This is a genomic window from Pseudomonas marincola (assembly GCF_900116605.1).
Taxonomy (GTDB): domain Bacteria; phylum Pseudomonadota; class Gammaproteobacteria; order Pseudomonadales; family Pseudomonadaceae; genus Aquipseudomonas; species Aquipseudomonas marincola.
Genome location: NZ_FPBC01000002.1, coordinates 34,048 through 52,362 on the forward strand (window position 1 = coordinate 34,048; position 18,315 = coordinate 52,362).

Below are 18,315 nucleotides of genomic sequence, written 5' to 3' on the forward strand. Positions count from 1 at the left end.
CCCCGCATGATAGCGGAGCATCTATGGCTGGAGCACAGTTAAGGCTGTAAGCGGTTTTTTCACAGCGATGAATGGACCGCCAGCAAACGCCAAAATACAGCCTTGGACGCGCTTGGCAAAGTGTCCACGCCCGCCCTGTATAAGCCCGGTCGAGCGCTTATGACCGCACGGCCTGGCCTTAGTTGCATCGCAAGGCCCGTGCTAGAGCCGGAACGCCTTCACTGCGGTGCTCAATTCGCCGCCGAGTTGCAGCAATTGCTCGCCTTGTTGGCGACCTTCGCCAATGCGTGACAGATTGTTGCCGCCCAGCTGATGGATGCGCTCGCTGTGGTCGCGAATCTCGCTAACCGCGTCACTCTGATGCGCGGTTGCCTCGGCAATGCGTCCGGCAATCGCGGCAATGGTGCTGATCGCGCTGACCATCTGCTGCAACGCGCCATCGGCGGCGGCCGCCTGATCAGCCGTGGTTTGCGCGTGCTCGACCTGCCGGCGCATGGCTGTTACCGAATCCTGCGCGGCTTGCTGCAAACGGCTGATCAGCGCCTGAATTTCTGTCGTGGCGCCACTGGTGCGCTGCGACAATGAGCGCACTTCTTCGGCGACAACCGCAAAACCGCGCCCGGACTCGCCGGCGCGTGCAGCTTCGATCGCGGCGTTCAAGGCCAGCAGGTTGGTTTGTTCGGCGATGCTGTGGATAACCGTCAGCACGTTGCCGATGGCTGCGGTTTCCGTTCCCAGTTGTTCAATTGCCTGAGCGTTCTCTTGTACTTCACTGACCAACGCATGCAGACCGTTCAGGCTCTGGCCGATAACCTGTTGCCCCTGTTCCAGTGCCTGATCGGCGCCACGGCTGGCGTCTGCCGCCTGGCTGGCCTCGCTGGCCACCTGCTGGATGCTCGACTCAAGTTCGCCCAGCGAGTCGCGGATCTGCGCAGTGTCGCCGGCCTGGCGCTCCACCCCTGAATGCAGGTTGCCGCTGAGATTGGCCAGCGTCTGGCTGGCGCCCGACACTTGGTCCGCGTGCTGGCGGATGGTGTCGACCAGATTTACTAAGTAACTGCGCAAATGATTGAGCGAGCTTTCGATGTCTTTGAGTTCGCGGGTGCGGGTCGCCAGCTTCATCGGTTCGGCAAAGTTGCCGCTGGCCCAGACTGAAAGGGCTGGCACCAACTGATTGAGTACGCGGGTCAGGCGGCGCTGCAAGGTGTCGCTAATCAGGGCGATCAACACGATCAGGGCGATTACCGCGCCCTGAACCAAGCGGATTTCGGCCTGCAGCTTGCCGTGCTCGGCGCGCACGATCGGCTCCATCTCGGCCAGTGCCTGCTGCACGCTGGCAATCTGTTCAGCTGTGGCCTGGCTTAGCTGATTGCGCTGCTCGATCAAGCCCAGTGTGCGCTGTAACTCAGCGGGGTAGCGGCCAATCAAGCTGGCCAGCGTGCGCTTGAGGGCGACTCCCTGATCTTCTGCGGTTGTGCTGCTTTGCTCGGTATCCAGACCCAGCAACGCCGAAAAGTCATCTTCGGCGCTTTGGGCTGATGATTCGACACCGAGCAGTTGCAGGCTTTGGAGTTGTTCGACCTGCTGATTGATTGCACTTACTTCGCGGCTGACATCCTCGGCCAGCGCCGCTTTGCCGCTGCTCACCAACTTGTTACGGGCGTGGGTCAGGCGCGCCAGATGTTCGGCAATTGCAAACAGGGGCGGGCGATAGGCATTGGCCTGGCTGCTCTGCGATTGATCGGCGTACTGCCAGAGTTGCTGCACCGTACTGTTCAACTCGCGCTCAGATTGCGCCAACAACCCTTGCGGATCGCCGGCCAGTTTGCCAGCTGCGAGCAATTTGCCAGCGGTAAAGCCGCGCAGTTGCTCAAGCCTTGGGCGCAAGTCTGCGGTGAGGCCAGCAGGCAGTTCCGCGAGCTCTGCATCAAGCTGATCAATTGCCTGCAATGCGCTGTTGTTGCGCAAGGCGTCGCCGCTGTCGAGGTAGGTGTTGATGTTGCGTACCACGTCTTGTTGCAGTTGCTGCGACAAGCTCATGTAGCTTTCTATCAATTGGTAGGGGCGTTCGAGCGCCCGCTGTGACCACCATAGCGTGGCGACCAGGATCAGGCAGGCACTGATTAACAGCAGGGTGTTGAGATTGGTAAGCGATTTCTGGCGCATGAGATTCAACCGACTGCAGAACGGTTATGGCAGTTTGATACTGCCGCTAAGCACCTGAAGTTATTACTTTTTTATGACAATAGAGTGACTGCGGGCGCGCTCTGCAAGGTCGGGGCTACGCTGGGTAATCTGGCTGCCTGGCTTCGCTGTCCTGCGCAATCCAGGTTGCGTCGCTAGAATGAAAGCGACGCCGGCCTATTCACGCGGCATAAGGGCTAATTGCGCCGCAGTTTTTTGCCTGCACGCCCGTTCTTAAGGGCTTTAGTTTGCCCCGCAGGCTGCGCTTTGCTGCGCCTATCCCTTATAGTGGATAAATATTACGCAACCCTTGCACGGGGTTGTGGTCGAACAACCCAGATGCTGTGGAAGAAGGACATTGCCATGCTTGATTGGAAAAATCGCGCTTCTGGCGTGCGTGACAACGCCGACGAGTCCGTCGGCAGTACACGTAATCGTAAAATCGCCGGAGGCTGGTTCACCCGTGTTATCGGTGGGCTGCTCGCACTCTATTTATTGGTAACCGTTATTGTCGGTTGGTACTGGAGCCAAGAGCCGGAAACGTTCCCGGTGCAACAACGCGCCCAGGCCGCTGCTGAAAGCGCCCAGCGTAAAGTCGTCAACGGTTACACCACGGTGGAAACCCTTAAACAGGTTGCGGGCACGCTGCTCAGCAAACCGGGCGGCTACCTTTCCAACGACTTGGCACCGCCGGGCCTGTGGCTCGATAACATGCCGAGCTGGGAATACGGTGTATTGATTCAGGTGCGCGATCTGTCGCGTGCGCTGCGCAAGGATTTCGCCCGTTCCCAGTCGCAGTCGACCGAAGATGTCGACTTGACCAAGGCCGAACCGCGTTTCAACTTCGACAACAAGAGCTGGGCTTTACCCGCTTCCGAGTCGGAGTATCAGGAAGGCATCAAGGCGCTGGATCGCTACCTTGCTCGTCTGTCCGGTCAGAAGCAGCCTGCTGCGCAGTTCTATGCGCGCGCCGACAACCTGAACAACTGGCTGGGTGATGCGGCAACGCGTCTGGGTTCGTTGTCACAGCGTTTGTCTGCAAGCATCGGGCGGGTTCAGATCAATACCAATATGGTCAAGGATCCGGCGCTGGTTGCATCCGGCATCAAGCCGACTGTTGAGGGCACTTACGAGACGCCGTGGATGCAGATCGACAACGTGTTCTATGAAGCACGCGGTCAGGCGTGGGCGCTTTCGCACATTCTGCGGGCGATTGAAGTCGACTTCGCCGATGTGCTGGAGAAGAAGAACGCCACGGTTAGCGTGCGCCAGATCATTCGTGAGCTGGAAGCGGCGCAAGAGCCAATGTGGAGCCCGATGATTCTCAACGGCAGCGGTTATGGTCTGCTGGCTAACCACTCGCTGGTCATGGCCAACTACATTTCGCGCGCCAGTGCCGGGATCATCGATCTGCGCCAACTGCTGTCGTCGGGCTGATAGATGCCAGTATCGAACCTTGAGGCTGCGCACCGTGCAGCCTCTGATGCCGAGCTGATTGCATGGGTGGATGAGCAGGATCAGCTACTCGGCAGTTTGCCCCGCGCGCAATTGCGTGAGCGTCAGCTGATCGGTCGTGGCACCTTTATTCTGCTGTTCAACTCGGCCGGCCAGCTTTGCGTGCACCGGCGCACCTTGAGCAAGGCGCTGTATCCCGGCTTCTGGGATGTGGCGGCTGGCGGAATGGTGCAGGCGCACGAAAGCTACGCCGAGTCGGCTGCGCGTGAGCTTGAAGAAGAGCTGGGTATTTCAGGTGTCGAGTTGCGCGAACATCAGCGCTTCTACTTTGATCAACGCGACAACCGTCTGTGGTGTGCAGTGTTCTCCGCTGTGTCCGATGCGCCGTTGGTTCTGCAGCCGGAAGAGGTTCTGGAAGCCTGTTTCATGAGCCCCGAACAGGCTCTGCGGGAAGCGACCGTGCGCGACTATTGCCCGGACTCATTGCAAGCGCTGCGCAATTATCTGGCATCCCAATCACTGTGACCTTTGCTCTGCTGCGCGCGACTCATAAGCGCAGCACCTGTGCAAATTACGCTTTTGTGCAGGATCTGCGCACACGCTGTCCATGATGTTGCACGATGGGCGCAAACAGTCGCGAATTTGCTGATTAATGGCGCATATTTGTGCTTAGCAGTCGGTTTATTTGTCGTTACACTGCGCGCCCTTGTACAGATCGTCGAAAAGCTTCTGGCTTTTCAACGGCCTGTCAGCCCAGATCATTTGGTTTGGGTGCGCTGCCCCTGCCTGAGTGGGGCTTCGCGGCTGATACTTATCAGCCAGTCGCTTTCAAACGTGGCGTTGCGTTCAGTTGATCGAACCAGCAATACGTTTCTGACCTGCCCCAAGAGGAAAACCGGTGGTCAAGAAAGCTTCGTCATTCGCCGCCCTGAGCGGCCTGGTGTATTCCACCGATACAGGCCGGCATTGCCCGGACTGTAGCCAGCCGGTGGACGCCTGCATCTGCAAGAAAACGCAAATTCCAGAAGGCGACGGCATTGCCCGTGTGCGCCGTGAAACCAAGGGTCGTGGCGGTAAAACCGTTACCACGATCAGCGGTGTGCCTTTGGCTGAAGATCCATTGAAAGACCTCGCCAGCGCGTTGAAGAAACGCTGTGGCTGCGGTGGCTCGTTAAAGGATGGCGTGATCGAGATTCAGGGCGACCACGTCCAGTTGCTGCTTGATGAATTGCTCAAGCGCGGCTTCAAAGCCAAGAAATCCGGCGGCTGAGTCCGGTACTCGCCGTTAATGCCTCTAAACTTTCCCGGTAGTTCGGGTATCAACTACCGGGTAATCGTCATTTCCTGACTTTAATCTGTATCGGCGCTGGCACAGCCAACGCTATTTATCGCAAGCAAGGGAGACATCAATGTCTGCACGACGCACACGTAAAGATGACGGCAGCCAATGGACAGTTGCGGACAGCCGCAGCGTTTACGGTATTCGCCATTGGGGCGCGGGTTATTTCGCGATCAATGACAGCGGCCGCGTTGAAGTGCGTCCGAATGGCCCGGATAGCACGCCGATTGATCTGTTCGAGGAGGTCGAGGAGCTGCGCAAGACCGGCCTGAGCCTGCCGTTGCTGGTGCGTTTCCCGGATATTCTGCAAGACCGCGTGCGCCAACTGACCGGCGCATTCGATGCGAACATTGAGCGCCTCGAATATCAGAGCAAGTACATGGCGTTGTACCCGATCAAGGTCAACCAGCAGGAGGCGGTCGTCGAGAACATTATCGCCACCAAGGATGTGTCGATTGGTCTGGAAGCCGGTTCCAAGCCTGAGCTGATGGCGGTGTTGGCGCTGGCGCCGAAAGGCGGCACGATTGTTTGCAACGGCTACAAAGACCGCGAATTCATCAAGCTGGCCCTGATGGGGCAAAAGCTTGGGCATAACGTATTCATCGTTATCGAGAAGGAATCCGAAGTACAGCTAGTGATTGATGAGGCGGCCGAACTCAAGGTGGCGCCACAGATCGGCCTGCGTGTGCGTTTGTCGTCTTTGGCGTCGTCGAAGTGGGCAGATACGGGTGGCGAGAAATCCAAGTTTGGTTTGTCGGCAGCGCAACTGCTTTCGGTGGTTGAGCGTTTCCGCGAAGCCAAGCTGGATCAGGGCATCCGCTTGCTGCACTTTCACATGGGTTCGCAGATCGCCAACCTGGCGGACTATCAGCATGGCTTCAAGGAAGCGATTCGCTACTACGGCGAGCTGCGCGGCCTTGGCCTGCCGGTCGACCACATCGACGTTGGCGGTGGTCTGGGCGTCGATTACGACGGTACACACTCGCGTAACGCCAGCTCGATCAACTACGACATGGACGACTACGCCGGTGTTGTCGTCGGCATGCTCAAAGAGTTCTGCGATGCGCAGGAACTGCCGCACCCGAACATTTTCTCGGAAAGTGGCCGCTCGCTGACTGCACACCACGCCATGCTGGTGGTTCAGGTGACCGACGTTGAGAAGCACAACGACGAAATCCCGGAAATCGAAGACCGCGAGAGCCTGCCGGAAACTGTCGGTTATCTCGCCGACCTGTTGGCGCCTACCGATTACGAGATGGCCACCGAAACCTACTGGCGCGCGACGCACTACATGAGTGATGTGGCCAGCCAATATGCCGAAGGCAAGATCGGTCTGGTTGAAAAAGCCCTGGCTGAGCAGTGCTACTTTGCTGTGTGCCGTCGCCTGTACAACTCGATGAAGGCGCGCCAGCGTTCGCATCGTCAGGTGCTCGACGAGCTCAACGACAAGCTGGCCGACAAGTACATCTGCAACTTCTCGGTTTTCCAGAGCCTGCCGGACACCTGGGCAATTGGCCAGGTTTTGCCGATTCTGCCGCTCAATCGTCTTGATGAAGAGCCGCTGCGCCGCGCCGTGCTGCAAGACCTGACCTGCGATTCCGATGGCAAGATTCGCCAGTACGTTGATGAGCAGAGCATTGAAAGCAGCTTGCCGGTTCACGAAGTGCGCGATGGCGAGGATTACCTGCTGGGGATATTCCTGGTTGGCGCGTATCAGGAGATTCTCGGCGACATGCACAACCTGTTCGGTGATACCGATTCGGTGAATATCTACCAGAATCAGGACGGCAGCGTGTATCACGCCGGTATCGAGACCCATGACACCATCGAAGACATGCTGCGTTACGTGCACTTGTCGCCGGAGGAGTTGATGACTCACTACCGCGATAAAGTCGCCAGCGCCAAGATCAGCGCACGTGAGCGCACCCAGTTCCTCGACGCGCTGCGTCTGGGCCTGACACGCTCATCCTACCTCTCGTCTTGAGTCGCCGGTGCCGTCTGTTTCGGGCAATCCGGCAGGCGGCGCACCGGCCCTGAAATATTGGGTAAAACTCCCCCTCGAAAGCCCTGCCCCTCAGCGGCGGGGCCTGGTTCATAATTGAGCGTATTACCCCAAGGGATACGCTCAAGATGTCTGGACTTTCGCGCACCCTCTGGTCGTTCGTGATAGCGGTGGTGCTGGTCGCGTTGATCGGCGCTGTGCTGCAAACTCAATACAACCTGGCCATGCTCGAGGCGCTTGGCGCGCCCGTACCGCTGGATATTCGCCTGCAAACCACCGGGCTTGACCTGCTTGGTTTTGCGCCGGTCTTTGCCATTCTGGTGACCTTTGGATTTGCTCTGGCATTGCCGTTGGCCACGCTAGTGAGTAAGTTTCTGCCAGCCTTGCACTGGCTTGTTTTTGCCCTGGCAGGCGCTTTGGCAATCTTCACGGCCCTTTGTGCCGTCAATGCGGCGTTGCCCATGCCTACGTTTATTGGTGCCAATCGCAGCCTGGATGGCACCTTGGGTTTAATGTTGTGCGGTGCGCTCGGAGGTTTGTTGTATGACAAACTTCGCTGTGCCCCAGTCCATGCGAGCCAAGGAATTACTCATGAAAAATCTGCGTAGCGGCCTTTTGCTGGCGACGGTTTTGCTCAGCAGCTCGCTGCAGGCAATGGACTACAAAGTCAGTACCTACACCGAAGGGCTGGATCATCCGTGGTCGATGGCGTTCTTGCCTGATGGCAGGATGCTGGTTACCGAGCGCGTTGGCCGGTTGCGCATCATTGAGGCCGACGGCACGTTGCGCGAGGCGCCGGTAAGCGGGGTGCCCGAGGCATTCGTCAGCTCCCAGGCCGGTTTGATGGAAGTCGCGCTGGACCCGGACTTTGCCAGTAATCAGCAGATTTACCTGAGTTACGCCTATGGCGATCGAGGTGCCAATAACACCCGCCTGGCACGTGCGCGTCTGGTTGATGGCGCGCTGCAAGATCTGACAGTGATTTTCTCGGCGCTGCCAGCCAAGGCCGGGACTTCGCATTACGGCGGGCGTATCGCGTTTCTGCCGGACAAGACCCTGTTGCTGACGCTGGGCGATGGTTTTGACTACCGTGAAGAGGCGCAAAACGCCGCCAATCACCTCGGCAAAATTGTGCGGATCAATCGCGACGGCAGTGTTCCGGTGAATAACCCGGTGATCAATCAGCCAGATGCCGCGCCCGAGATCTACAGCCTTGGCCACCGCAACGTGCAGGGCATCGTTTATGACTCGCAGTTGAACCGGCTGTACAGCACCGAGCATGGCCCCAAGGGTGGCGATGAGCTGAACATGCTCGAGCCGGGCAAGAATTACGGTTGGCCATTGGCCACGTTTGGCGTCGATTACAACGGCGCGCAAATCTCGCCCTACACCGAGCTGCCTGGCTATGAACCTCCTTTGTTGCACTGGACGCCATCAGTCGCCCCCTCAAGCCTGACGGTTTACAACGGTTCGAAGTTTGAGCAATGGCGTGGTGATCTGTTTGTCTCGACGCTGGCCGAGCGCAGTGTGCGACGAATCCGCATGAAGGGTTCGATGCTGGCGGGTGAAGAGGTGCTGTTCGAGGAGTTGGACGAGCGTATTCGCGACGTGCGCGGCGGGCCGGATGGTGCCCTGTATTTGCTGACGGACAGCAGTGACGGGCGCGTGCTCAAAGTCCTGCCGGCCGAATAAGCGCCTGCGCGTGGCATAATGGCCGCTTCACGTTCTGGCCAATTGCATGAAACCGCTCAAGTATCTTCAAGGTTATCCCGCACACTTGCACGATCAGGTTAACCGCCTGATCGCCGAAGACCGTCTGGGCGCGTATCTGAGCCAGCGCTATCCGGGCAAGCACGGGATTCAGAGCGACAAGGCGCTTTACGCCTTTACCGTGGATCTCAAGCAGGCGCATCTGCGCAATGCCCCGGCAATCGACAAAGTCCTCTACGACAATCGTCTCGATCTCACTCATCGGGCGCTGGGTTTGCACACCACTGTTTCAAGGGTGCAGGGCGGCAAGCTCAAGGCGAAAAAAGAGATTCGTGTGGCCTCTTTGTTCAAGGATGCTGCGCCGGAGTTTTTGCAGATGATCGTGGTGCACGAGCTGGCCCACTTCAAGGAAGCCGACCACAACAAGGCGTTCTACAAACTCTGCGAGCACATGCTGCCAGGCTATCAGCAGGTCGAGTTTGATCTGCGCCTGTACCTCACTTGGCAGGAGCTTGAGCGCCAGTCACAAGGCTGAGCCTGCTCTGAAATACAGCCTGCGGCCAAACCTCAGAGACAGGCAGCGCTTGCACGCTAGGGGTTATTCACCACCACATAGACCACGTTGTCGCCTTGCCATTACGGCTGGTAGTACTGGTTGTTGCAGTAGTAATACTCGGTGCCGTTGCGATAAACCTGCGAGCAGTCCGGTGGAATGCTGTTCACGATCGAGCCGATGGCCAGCACCGTGCCGGTGACAATCGCCGCCGTTGCGATCGGGTGATAGTCGATATCCCAGTCATTATGATGATGGTGGTGATCATCATGGTGATCGTAATGGTCGTCGTGGTGGTCGTTATTCCAGTTGTTGTGGCCACCGTTGATATTGACGTTGTTATTGCTGATGTTGATGTTCTTGTCCGGCTTGCTGTTGATCAAGGGGCTTGAGTGTTTGGGGTTGCTTGGGCGTTGAACATTCGGCCGCTGCCTTTGCACATTTGGCCGGCTCGCAGAACGTGCCTGATGCACCGAGCTATGCGCTCGCGCTCCACCTCCGCCGCCACCACCATGCCCGGCCAGTCGACCGGCATCGGCAACAATCGGCGCTGCCGCGACAGCCACTGCCAGCGCCAAACTGGCGCAGTAGGCGTTAAACGGGATTTTCGCAATCATGGCTGTTCCTCCTGGCTGGCAGGCAGGTTGTTTGCGGTGAACGGAATCCGCGTGGCGTCTTTGCCGGGAACAAACGTGAAGTGATCGGCTTTAAAGCCCGGGCTGGTGTTCCACTTCAGGACGGCTTGATATTGCGGGTCGCCAAGGGTGTAGCGCGTGGTGATGACTATCTTGCAGGGCAATGCTTCCTTGCCCTGACTGACCCAGAGTTGCCAGTCGACATCGGGTTCGCGAAATGCCAGGTGATCACAGGTTTTGCCGTCGAGCTGCGAGGTGCCTATCAGGCGGCCACGCTTGACGCCATCGAGCAGGCTGTCTTGCAAGCTCTGGCTGAGAAAGTCCATGAGCGGCACTTCGACATCATGGTTGATCAACGCATCGACCAGACCGCCGAGTGAGTCTGGCGCTTGGGTTTGCGCATAGTAATCTTGCGCAACGTTCATCAGGGTCAGGGTCTTGCCGTCGTACACATAGCGCTTGGGCACGCTGCCGCCGACCTCTGCGAACAGATGGTTGGGTGGCTCGACATCCAGTCGTGAATTGGCGTTGTGCTGCAACTTGTAGCCATAGTTGAGCACTTCATCCTGACTCGACTGCACGGTGACCGAGTACTGCTTGAGCCCTTTCAGCGTTGCGCTCATGCGATCGTATACAGCTTTGGCCTCCGGGGTTACCGCAGGCCCTTCAGTGTCGGCGTCTTCGGCTGCATGAACCAGCGAGACAAAGGCAGGTAGCGCCAGAAACAGGCAGATGCCTGTCCGTAGAGGGTGTTTCATAGCAGCTCCAACTGTGGCGATGGGTAATCGCTAACAGCTTAGACCAGGAGTGCAGGCAGCGTGATGGCACTGTGTTGCAACCAGCAGAAACACCGACTGGCGCGTATTCAGCCGCGCAGCATCAAGTTCAGTTGGTCAACCACTTCGGCCCAGTCGGCGTCTTCGCGGATTTCCTCGCGTAAAAAAGCAGCTTGGGCGGCGCTCCAGAAACTGGCGTCGGCCAGTTCGGTGTCGTCTGCCAGCGGGGCGTGCGCCTTAACAAACGCATCAATGCTGGCGGGGTCATCATCGAGGCCCAGTTGTTTGAACAGGGAGGAGAGATCGTGGGTGGGCGCGTCCATGAGAGATTCCTTTGCGGTGTGGGTAATACCTATATTGGTGTTATCACCCTAGCGCAAGTTCCCTGATACAGTGGCAAGCCCCCGATTTATTGCACCCACAGCAGCTCGAACTGCTGCAGCTTGCCGCCAAGATTGATGGTGATCTCAGTGCCCGGCACTTTGCCCAGCGTGGCCTTGGCCAGCGGCGCATTGGCGCTGATGACCTGCACGCTGTGGCCTTCATGGTGCAACTTCATGCTGGCGCCATCGGGGCCGATGAACAGCAGCGTCTGCACGTCATCCATATTGGCCAGACACACTATTGAGCCAAGCTCGACGCCGCGTGCATCGCTGAAATCGCGGGGTTTCAGTTGGCGCCAGGTGAGAATGTTCTGACGTATTTCGGCCACCCGTCGTGCTTGCCCGCTCGCCAGATACGCCGCCTCCAGGCCGAGGGTGTCGTACTTGTTTTCGGCTTTGTTTTCTTCGTGCGTGGCGGTTTCGTGCGCAGTCACGGCGGCCTGTTCGGCGCGTTGCAGTTCAGCGCCAAGGTGGCTGATTACCAGGTCTTGCAGAGTGTTCTTGTTGAAGGTCATGATTTCGTATCGACTGGGCAGGCGCGCAGGTTAACTGAAAGTGTGGCGACTCGCTGCGCTGTGGGTCTGCGCTTTGTACCAAGGTCTAGTTTGCCTGATAGGCCAGGCATCGCATGCTGGCAGAAAACAACAATGAGGGTTCCCATGTCATTTCTTCGCGCCATTGGATTCATGTTTCTGTGTGTGGTGGTGCCGGTCGGTGCTTTGCTGGCAAGCAATCCGGATGCGTTTGCGCAGTGGATCGGCAGCACATTGGGTATCGAATTTACACGCGGCAACCTGGCTGTGGCTTTTTTGCTGCTCACCGGCATCTGCCTGAAAATCGACCTGACCATTCGCCGCCGGCACCAACTGCCTGCTGCAGAAAAGGCCTGAGCCCAGCGGCTCAGGTTTCGGCAGTTTGATTTTTGGGGGGCTTGAGCAAATGCGCGGCCAGGGTGCGCAGCGGCCCGAGCTGACGGCAGATCAAGGCCAGCTGGGTTTGCACCAGACGCTGTTGGTCATCGAGGTCTTCGCTGACTTGCTCAAGGCTCTGCGCCAATTGCTCCTCGCTATCGCTGTGGATCGGCACGCGGGTCTTGGCGCGCAAGTGACCGGCAATCTCCTCAAGCGAATCGGCAATGCTCGAGGCGTCATCAAGCAAATGAGTTTGTTCGGGTGCCAGTAACGATTCACCACGATGCGCGCCGAGCCCGGAGAGATAGCTGAGCAGGGTGTGCGACAGCACCAGAAAGCGGAAGCCGATGTCGGCATCCTTACGAAAATGCCCCGGCTCCATCAGCATATTGGCCAGCGTTGTGGACAGCGCCGCATCCGCGTTGTGTGCATTGCGCCGGGCCAGCCGGTAATTCAGGTCGTCGCGTTTGCCCTGTGCGTACTGGGTAATAATCTGGCGCAAGTACACACTGTTGCAGGTCAGCGTGTTGGCCACCACGCTGCTCAAACGTCTGCCTTGCCAGTCGGGCAGAATCAGCATCACCGCCAGGCCAGCGATCAAACCGCCGATCAGTGTATCCACCAACCGTGGAACGAACAGCCCATAGCTGTCGCCGGTCTGGTTGAAGCAGAACAGCACCAGCAATGTAATCGCCGCTGTGGCCATCGTGTAGCGCGTGCTTCGTGTGGCGAAGAAGGCCACGCCGGCGACTACTGCAAACAGGGCCTGTACTTCCTGCGAAGGGAACAGGTCGAACAGCGCCCAGCCAATTACCAGGCCCAACACGGTGCCCCACACACGCTGCACCAGTTTGCGTCGGGTTGCTCCGTAGTTGGGTTGGCAGACGAACAGCGTGGTCAGAAGAATCCAGTAGCCCTTGGTCGGGTGAATCCATTGCAGAATGCCGTAACCCACCGCCAGCGCGATGGACAAGCGCAGCGCATGGCGAAACAGCAGGGCGGTCGGGGTGAGTTGCTGGCGCAGTCGCTCCCAGACATCCTTGAACGATTGCGGCTCGCGGTCGAACAGGCTGCTGTCCTGCTCCTCGGCCAGTGCATCGGGATTGCTGGCATTGCTCAGCAGTTGGTCCAGCGTGCCGAGGTTGCCGGTGAGCGCCTTCAGCGAGCGCAGCAGGTGCCGCCACTGCGGGTTGTTTTGCTGGCGCAGGTAGTCGAGCGACTGGTGCAGGTCTTCCAGCGCCTCGGAACACAGCGCGCGAAACTCGTAAGGCTGGCGCAGTTCAATGGCCTGAGCCAAGCGCTGGCAGGCTTCGCCATGCAAACGCAGCAGGCGCTGACAGCGGAACAGTACGTCGCTGTGAAAAAACGCCTCGGCCAGTTGGGTGTACGGGTAGTGCGATGAGCTGGCGCGCTCGTGAATATCCTGCGCCAGGAAATACAGCTTCAGGTAGCGGCTGACTTTAACGCCGGGCCGACCGCTGCCAACGCGGTGCAGGATTATTTCCTTGGTCGCATTCAGTGCGGCGACAACCTTGCCGTTCTGCTTGGCCAGTGCCAGCCTGCGTTCTTCGACATCGAGCTGGCGTAATGGCTCGAACAGCGCGGCCTTGAGCTTGAGGTACTGGCCCAGCTCGCGGAACAACCGGGCAAGGCTCTGCTGCACGGGCTGATTGGCAAACAGGGCATGCCAGAGAACCGAGAGCAAGCCGTACCACGCGGCGGCGGCCACCAGAATCAGTGGCTGCAAGCTGAAGTGATCAGACACGCCGCGCTGCTCGACGCTGATCATGCTGTAGACCGAGAGAATTAACGTGGCCTGGCCCAGCGTTGCATAGCGCTCGCCCAGAGCGCCGAGCATGGTCAGGCAGAAGGCGGAAACCGCCAGCGCGCTGACAAATAACCAGGGGTAGGGAAATAGCAGTTCTATCGCGTAGGCAGCGGCCGTGAAGCAGGCGAGGGTGACCAGTAATGCCCGCAGGCGGCCACTCCAGCTGTCATCGGTTTCTGCCAGCGCACTGGCGATCACCCCGAGAAAAACCGGGATCAGCGCCTCCATCCAGCCCTGACTCCAGCAAAGGATCAAGCCGCCGGCGAGGGCAATGAACACCCGCAAGCTGTAGCCAAATTTTTCCAGTGCCCAGAGGCGGCGAAGCGAATGACGAAGTGAGGTGCTGGGCATCGACTGGCCTTGCAGACATGAGTCGCTAAAGATTAGCGGATCAGCTAGGCGCGGTGCTACGACCTGTTGCCGGTGATTGAAAACAATTGTTTGAGGGCGCGCTGTTTGTTCGGGGGTTGCAATTTGGAACCGCTCGGTTCATAAATGGATCCATGAACCGTGGACGCCCCAAATCATTTTGCCCCGAGCAAGCCCTTGAGAGTGCCATGCAGGTCTTTTGGCAGCGTGGCTATGAAGCCACTTCCCTGCAAGACCTGCTTAGCGCGACCGGCTTGTCGAAAAGCAGTCTCTATCAAACCTACCCCAGCAAACTGGCCTGGTTTGAGGCTGCGTTCAGCCATTACTGCGGCCAACGCCAGCAAATGTTGCTGACGTTGCTGGAGGAGGCGGATTCGCCACTTGAGTACATCCGTAATCGTCTGCTCGGTGTGCTTGATGACGAAGGCCTTGATGGCGTCCCGCGTGGCTGCATGCTGGTTAATGTGGCCAATGAATTCTCGCTCAGCGAGCCACAGGTCTTGAGCCAGGTGCAAGCGGCCACCGAAGGCTTTTGTCAGGTATTCAGTGCTGCACTGGAGCGCGCTCAAGCCGCTGGCGAGTTGGCTCCGGGCGCCGACACCCGCGCCCTTGGGCGCTATTTGCAATGCGTGATGAGCGGTTTACGTACCCAAGTCAAGTCAGGGTTACCGGCCGCGAGCATCGAGTCCACCGTCGCAACGGTCATGAGCACCTTGCGCTAACACCACCTTGAACCATTACAGGGAACGATGATGATTGAGTTATTTGAACTACGCGGTGCCAACCCCGAGCATTTGTTTTCACCGTACTGCTGGCGAGTGAGATTGGCGCTGGCGCACAAGGACCTGCCTTTCACCAGCCAGCCGCTGCGCTTTACCGATAAACAGCCGATTGAGTTTTCCGGTCAGAAAGCGGTGCCGGTTATCCGTGACGGCGAAACCGCTGTGAACGACAGCATGGCAATTTTCAGCTACCTCGATGCGCAGTATCCGCAAAAGCCGCTGCTCGGTGATGCTGTTTCAGCCAACCGCGCACGTCTTCTGGAACGCCTGATTTTCGGTGCACTGCGCATGCCGTTGCTGAAGATTCTGGTGCCGCGCGTGTTCGCCTGCATCGACGAAGCCGACAAAGAATATTTCCGCACCAGCCGTGAAAAGGCCCTGGGTACAACACTCGAAGATTTTGCCGACCGCGAAGCTGGAATTGACGCATTCGGCAAAGCCGCTGCACCGCTTGAAGGGTGGCTTAAAGACCAGCCGTATCTGGATGGGGAAGCGCCTGCGGGCACTGATTACCTGATTGCCGGCCTGTTCCTCTGGGCCTGGTGTTTGGGCGAGCAGCCGTGGGAGTCGGGCTCGGCTGTGGATGCCTGGTTCCAGCGCATCCTCAAGGATTACGAAGCTCAACATGGCCCGGTTGTCCGCGCCGCCTGATACAACGGAGCCCTGCGATGATCGACCTTTATTACTGGACGACGCCAAACGGCCACAAGGTGAGTATTTTCCTTGAGGAGGCAGGGCTCGACTATCGGGTATGCCCGATTCATATCGGTAAGGGCGAGCAGTTTGCGCCAGAGTTCTTGAAGATTGCCCCGAACAACCGCATCCCGGCGATTGTCGACCACCAGCCCGCTGATGGCGGCGAGCCGCTTGCGCTGTTCGAGTCGGGCGCGATCCTTGAGTACCTTGCCGATAAGTCGGGGCAGTTTCTGCCAACGGCTGTTCGTGCGCGGATGCAGGTGTTGCAATGGCTGCATTGGCAGATGGGCGGTTTAGGCCCCATGGCCGGGCAGAATCACCATTTCAATCGCTATGCGCCCGAGCCTGTGCCGTATGCCATTGAGCGCTACGTGAAGGAAACGGCGCGTTTATACGGCGTGCTGGATCGCCAGTTGGATGGCCGCGAGTATGTTGCCGGTGATTATTCAATCGCCGACATGGCTATCTACCCGTGGGCGCGAGTCTGGGAAGGGCAGAAGCAGCGCATTGAAGACTTTCCGAACATGGCGCTTTGGCTTGAGCGCATGGCCGCACGCCCTGCGGTTCAACGCGCTTACGCGATGGCGCTGGAAGTTAATCCGGATGCGCAGGCGCTGCTCACTCCCGAGGCGCGCAAGTTACTGTTCGGGCAAGGCAGCTAAGCCCTACGCGATACGATCAAGGCGTCGAGACACAGTGCTCGGCGCCTTTTTAGTTTCTGGATTGGCGAAAATTCTTTCGATTCAGGTGATATCCCTGAAAAAGTCCGACTATTCAGGTTGGTACAGGCAGCGGGTTTTCTAGACTGAATGGATGGCAACCCGTTCTCCCTGACTGCCTGGAGGTGGCTATGCGCATCGGCGTACCCAAAGAAATAAAAAACCATGAATACCGTGTCGGCCTCACGCCGCATTCGGTAGCCGAACTCAGTGCATTGGGCCATGAGGTTTTTATCGAAACCCGTGCCGGTGCCGAAATAGGTTTCAGCGACGAGGATTACATTGCGGCAGGCGCGCAAATATCCAGCAGCGCTCAGGTTGTGTTCGAGTCGGCCTCTTTGGTGGTTAAGGTCAAGGAACCGTTGGCCGCTGAGCGCGCCATGCTCCGGCCCGATCACACCCTGTTTACCTATCTGCATCTGGCACCGGACCGGGCGCAAACCGATGACCTGATCGCCAGCGGCGCCACCTGCATTGCCTACGAAACGGTCACCGACAATCACGGACGGTTGCCCTTGCTGGCGCCGATGTCTGAGGTTGCCGGGCGCATGTCGATTCAGGCCGGTGCCAGTTGTCTGGAGAAAGCCAAAGGCGGGCGCGGCGTGTTGCTCGGTGGCGTGCCAGGCGTCGCGCCGGGCAAGGTGGTGATATTGGGCGGTGGAGTGGTTGGCAGTCATGCACTGGCTATGGCTGTCGGCCTCGGCGCTGATGTCACGGTGCTGGATAAGAGCGTCGATGCACTGCGCCGGCTGGATTCACTGTATGGCAATCGCATCACCACGCTCTACTCAACGCGCAGCGTGGTGCGCCAGCAAGTATTGGCAGCCGATCTGGTAATTGGCGGTGTGCTGATTCCTGGCGCCGCGGCGCCAAAACTGGTGACGGCGGAGATGGTCAGCAGCATGTTGCCAGGTTCGGTGTTGGTGGATGTGGCGATTGATCAGGGCGGCTGTGCCGAAACCTCCAAGGCCACCACCCACGACAAACCGACTTACGTGGTCGACGAGGTGGTGCACTATTGCGTCGCCAACATGCCAGGCGCTGTGGCGCGGACTTCAACGCTGGCGTTGAATAATGCAACGCTGCCATTTGTCATTGCCCTGGCCGAGAAGGGCACCCGCTCAGCGCTGGAGAGCGACGCCCATCTGTGCAACGGCCTGAACGTGGCCCGGGGCGTCATCACTTGCGACAGCGTTGCGCAGGCGCATGGCCTTGCCTATAAGTCGGCAACCAGTGTGCTGGAGCATCTTTGATCTGTGGCTAAACTGAAGGTACGTCTTGCTCAGGGAGCTTTGTATGCCGTGCCTCGGTCGCCAGCGCTTATGGGTTACTGCCATCGCCAGCAGCTGCTTGCTGCTGGCGCCTGCCGCTTGGGCGGTCAGCGCGCCAACGCCCGCGCAGGCAGCCGTGGCGTTCTATCCGGTGCAGTTACCCGAAGACCGCGACAATGATCTCACCCAGGTGCGCATGCACACCCAAGCGGCCAGCGGTGTTGTGGTCGAGCTATTCGGGCAGATTGTCGATGCGCAAGGCGAGCCAGTTGCGGGCGCTCAGGTCGAAATCTGGCAGGCCGATGCCGGCGGCCATTACTTCAATGAGCATCATGGCCGTGATGAAAATTTTCAGGGCTACGGGCAGGCCACTACCGACAGCAACGGCCAATACAGTTTTGTCACCGTGCGCCCCGGTGCTGTCGGCACGCGTGCGCCGCACATTAATATCGCCGTGAGTGTGGCCGGCAAGCCACGTTTCGTGACGCAATGCTATATCCGCGGTGAACGGCACAATGCCCGCGACCCGCAACTCAATGCACTGAGCAATCCTGCCCGGCGTGAACAATTGATCGTGCCTTTCGTGCCGGTCGCGGGCGCCAAAGTTGAGAAACAAGTCGCCAGGTTCGATATCGTGCTTGGCCTCAATGCGCCGCCAACCGCGCTGGCTGCGCATCGATCCTAGCTCAAGCGGTGCTTTGA

At 58.6% G+C, this 18,315-nt stretch carries 19 protein-coding genes; 13 read left to right on the top strand and 6 right to left on the bottom strand.

What is annotated here, in order from left to right; genetic code table 11:
* Positions 1-201 precede the first annotated feature (201 nt).
* Complete coding sequence (locus BM395_RS04715; RefSeq protein WP_090509247.1) at positions 202-2,166, bottom strand: methyl-accepting chemotaxis protein; 1,965 nt, start codon at positions 2,164-2,166, stop codon at positions 202-204.
* 381 nt (positions 2,167-2,547) lie between these two features.
* On the opposite strand from BM395_RS04715, the gene BM395_RS04720 reads away from it, so the two are divergent.
* The 7 genes from BM395_RS04720 to BM395_RS04750 all read left to right on the top strand — a co-directional run bounded on the left by BM395_RS04720 (position 2,548) and on the right by BM395_RS04750 (position 9,225).
* The gene (locus BM395_RS04720; protein WP_069898555.1) at positions 2,548-3,621 is read left to right on the top strand and encodes a DUF2333 family protein; all 1,074 of its coding nucleotides are present in this window, start codon (positions 2,548-2,550) and stop codon (positions 3,619-3,621) included.
* A gap of 3 nt (positions 3,622-3,624) precedes the next feature.
* Positions 3,625-4,164: an NUDIX hydrolase gene (locus tag BM395_RS04725; protein ID WP_069898241.1), complete on the top strand. Its 540-nt coding sequence runs from the start codon at positions 3,625-3,627 to the stop codon at positions 4,162-4,164.
* 373 nt (positions 4,165-4,537) lie between these two features.
* Positions 4,538-4,909: a translation initiation factor Sui1 gene (locus BM395_RS04730; protein ID WP_090509249.1), complete on the top strand. Its 372-nt coding sequence runs from the start codon at positions 4,538-4,540 to the stop codon at positions 4,907-4,909.
* Positions 4,910-5,048: 139 nt separating this feature from the next.
* Positions 5,049-6,962 carry an arginine decarboxylase gene (gene speA, locus BM395_RS04735; RefSeq protein ID WP_090509252.1) on the top strand — a complete coding sequence of 638 codons (1,914 nt, stop codon included), beginning with the start codon at positions 5,049-5,051 and terminating at the stop codon, positions 6,960-6,962.
* A gap of 146 nt (positions 6,963-7,108) precedes the next feature.
* Entirely contained in the window at positions 7,109-7,588 is a 480-nt protein-coding gene (locus BM395_RS04740) for a hypothetical protein (protein ID WP_090509254.1), read from the top strand.
* Positions 7,572-8,672 carry a PQQ-dependent sugar dehydrogenase gene (locus BM395_RS04745; protein ID WP_170860552.1) on the top strand — a complete coding sequence of 367 codons (1,101 nt, stop codon included), beginning with the start codon at positions 7,572-7,574 and terminating at the stop codon, positions 8,670-8,672. The genes BM395_RS04740 and BM395_RS04745 overlap by 17 nt, the downstream gene beginning before the upstream one ends.
* A 46-nt stretch (positions 8,673-8,718) precedes the next feature.
* A complete protein-coding gene (locus BM395_RS04750) occupies positions 8,719-9,225 on the top strand; it encodes a M48 family metallopeptidase (RefSeq protein WP_069898236.1) in 507 nt (168 codons plus the stop codon).
* Between the two features lie 101 nt (positions 9,226-9,326).
* Here the strand turns inward: BM395_RS04750 and BM395_RS04755 are convergent, their stop codons facing one another.
* From BM395_RS04755 to BM395_RS04770, 4 genes are all read right to left on the bottom strand, one after another.
* The gene (locus BM395_RS04755) at positions 9,327-9,860 is read right to left on the bottom strand and encodes a hypothetical protein (protein WP_090509260.1); all 534 of its coding nucleotides are present in this window, start codon (positions 9,858-9,860) and stop codon (positions 9,327-9,329) included.
* Positions 9,857-10,636 carry a DUF2092 domain-containing protein gene (locus BM395_RS04760; RefSeq protein ID WP_090509262.1) on the bottom strand — a complete coding sequence of 260 codons (780 nt, stop codon included), beginning with the start codon at positions 10,634-10,636 and terminating at the stop codon, positions 9,857-9,859. Before BM395_RS04760 ends, BM395_RS04755 begins: the two co-directional genes overlap by 4 nt.
* 107 nt (positions 10,637-10,743) lie before the next feature.
* Positions 10,744-10,977: a DUF2789 domain-containing protein gene (locus tag BM395_RS04765; RefSeq protein WP_090509264.1), complete on the bottom strand. Its 234-nt coding sequence runs from the start codon at positions 10,975-10,977 to the stop codon at positions 10,744-10,746.
* Between the two features lie 86 nt (positions 10,978-11,063).
* Positions 11,064-11,552 carry a GreA/GreB family elongation factor gene (locus BM395_RS04770; RefSeq protein ID WP_090509266.1) on the bottom strand — a complete coding sequence of 163 codons (489 nt, stop codon included), beginning with the start codon at positions 11,550-11,552 and terminating at the stop codon, positions 11,064-11,066.
* 144 nt (positions 11,553-11,696) lie between these two features.
* Between BM395_RS04770 and BM395_RS04775 the strand changes: the two genes are divergently transcribed.
* Entirely contained in the window at positions 11,697-11,927 is a 231-nt protein-coding gene (locus BM395_RS04775) for a hypothetical protein (protein ID WP_069898231.1), read from the top strand.
* A gap of 10 nt (positions 11,928-11,937) precedes the next feature.
* On the opposite strand, the gene yccS is transcribed toward BM395_RS04775, so the two are convergent.
* Positions 11,938-14,127 (bottom strand): YccS family putative transporter, encoded by a 2,190-nt coding sequence (gene yccS / locus BM395_RS04780; RefSeq protein ID WP_069898230.1) that lies wholly within the window; start codon positions 14,125-14,127, stop codon positions 11,938-11,940.
* Between the two features lie 206 nt (positions 14,128-14,333).
* Between yccS and BM395_RS04785 the strand changes: the two genes are divergently transcribed.
* The 5 genes from BM395_RS04785 to BM395_RS04805 all read left to right on the top strand — a co-directional run bounded on the left by BM395_RS04785 (position 14,334) and on the right by BM395_RS04805 (position 18,298).
* A complete protein-coding gene (locus BM395_RS04785; protein ID WP_170827714.1) occupies positions 14,334-14,867 on the top strand; it encodes a TetR/AcrR family transcriptional regulator in 534 nt (177 codons plus the stop codon).
* 30 nt (positions 14,868-14,897) lie between these two features.
* Positions 14,898-15,578, top strand: a complete 681-nt coding sequence (locus BM395_RS04790; protein WP_069898228.1) for a glutathione S-transferase family protein — start codon at positions 14,898-14,900, stop codon at positions 15,576-15,578.
* A gap of 17 nt (positions 15,579-15,595) precedes the next feature.
* Complete coding sequence (locus BM395_RS04795; protein ID WP_069898227.1) at positions 15,596-16,285, top strand: glutathione S-transferase N-terminal domain-containing protein; 690 nt, start codon at positions 15,596-15,598, stop codon at positions 16,283-16,285.
* A 188-nt stretch (positions 16,286-16,473) separates the two neighbouring features.
* Complete coding sequence (gene ald / locus BM395_RS04800) at positions 16,474-17,595, top strand: alanine dehydrogenase (protein ID WP_090509268.1); 1,122 nt, start codon at positions 16,474-16,476, stop codon at positions 17,593-17,595.
* 43 nt (positions 17,596-17,638) lie between these two features.
* Positions 17,639-18,298, top strand: coding sequence for a dioxygenase family protein (locus tag BM395_RS04805; RefSeq protein WP_090509271.1), 660 nt, complete (start codon positions 17,639-17,641; stop codon positions 18,296-18,298).
* Positions 18,299-18,315 lie beyond the last annotated feature (17 nt).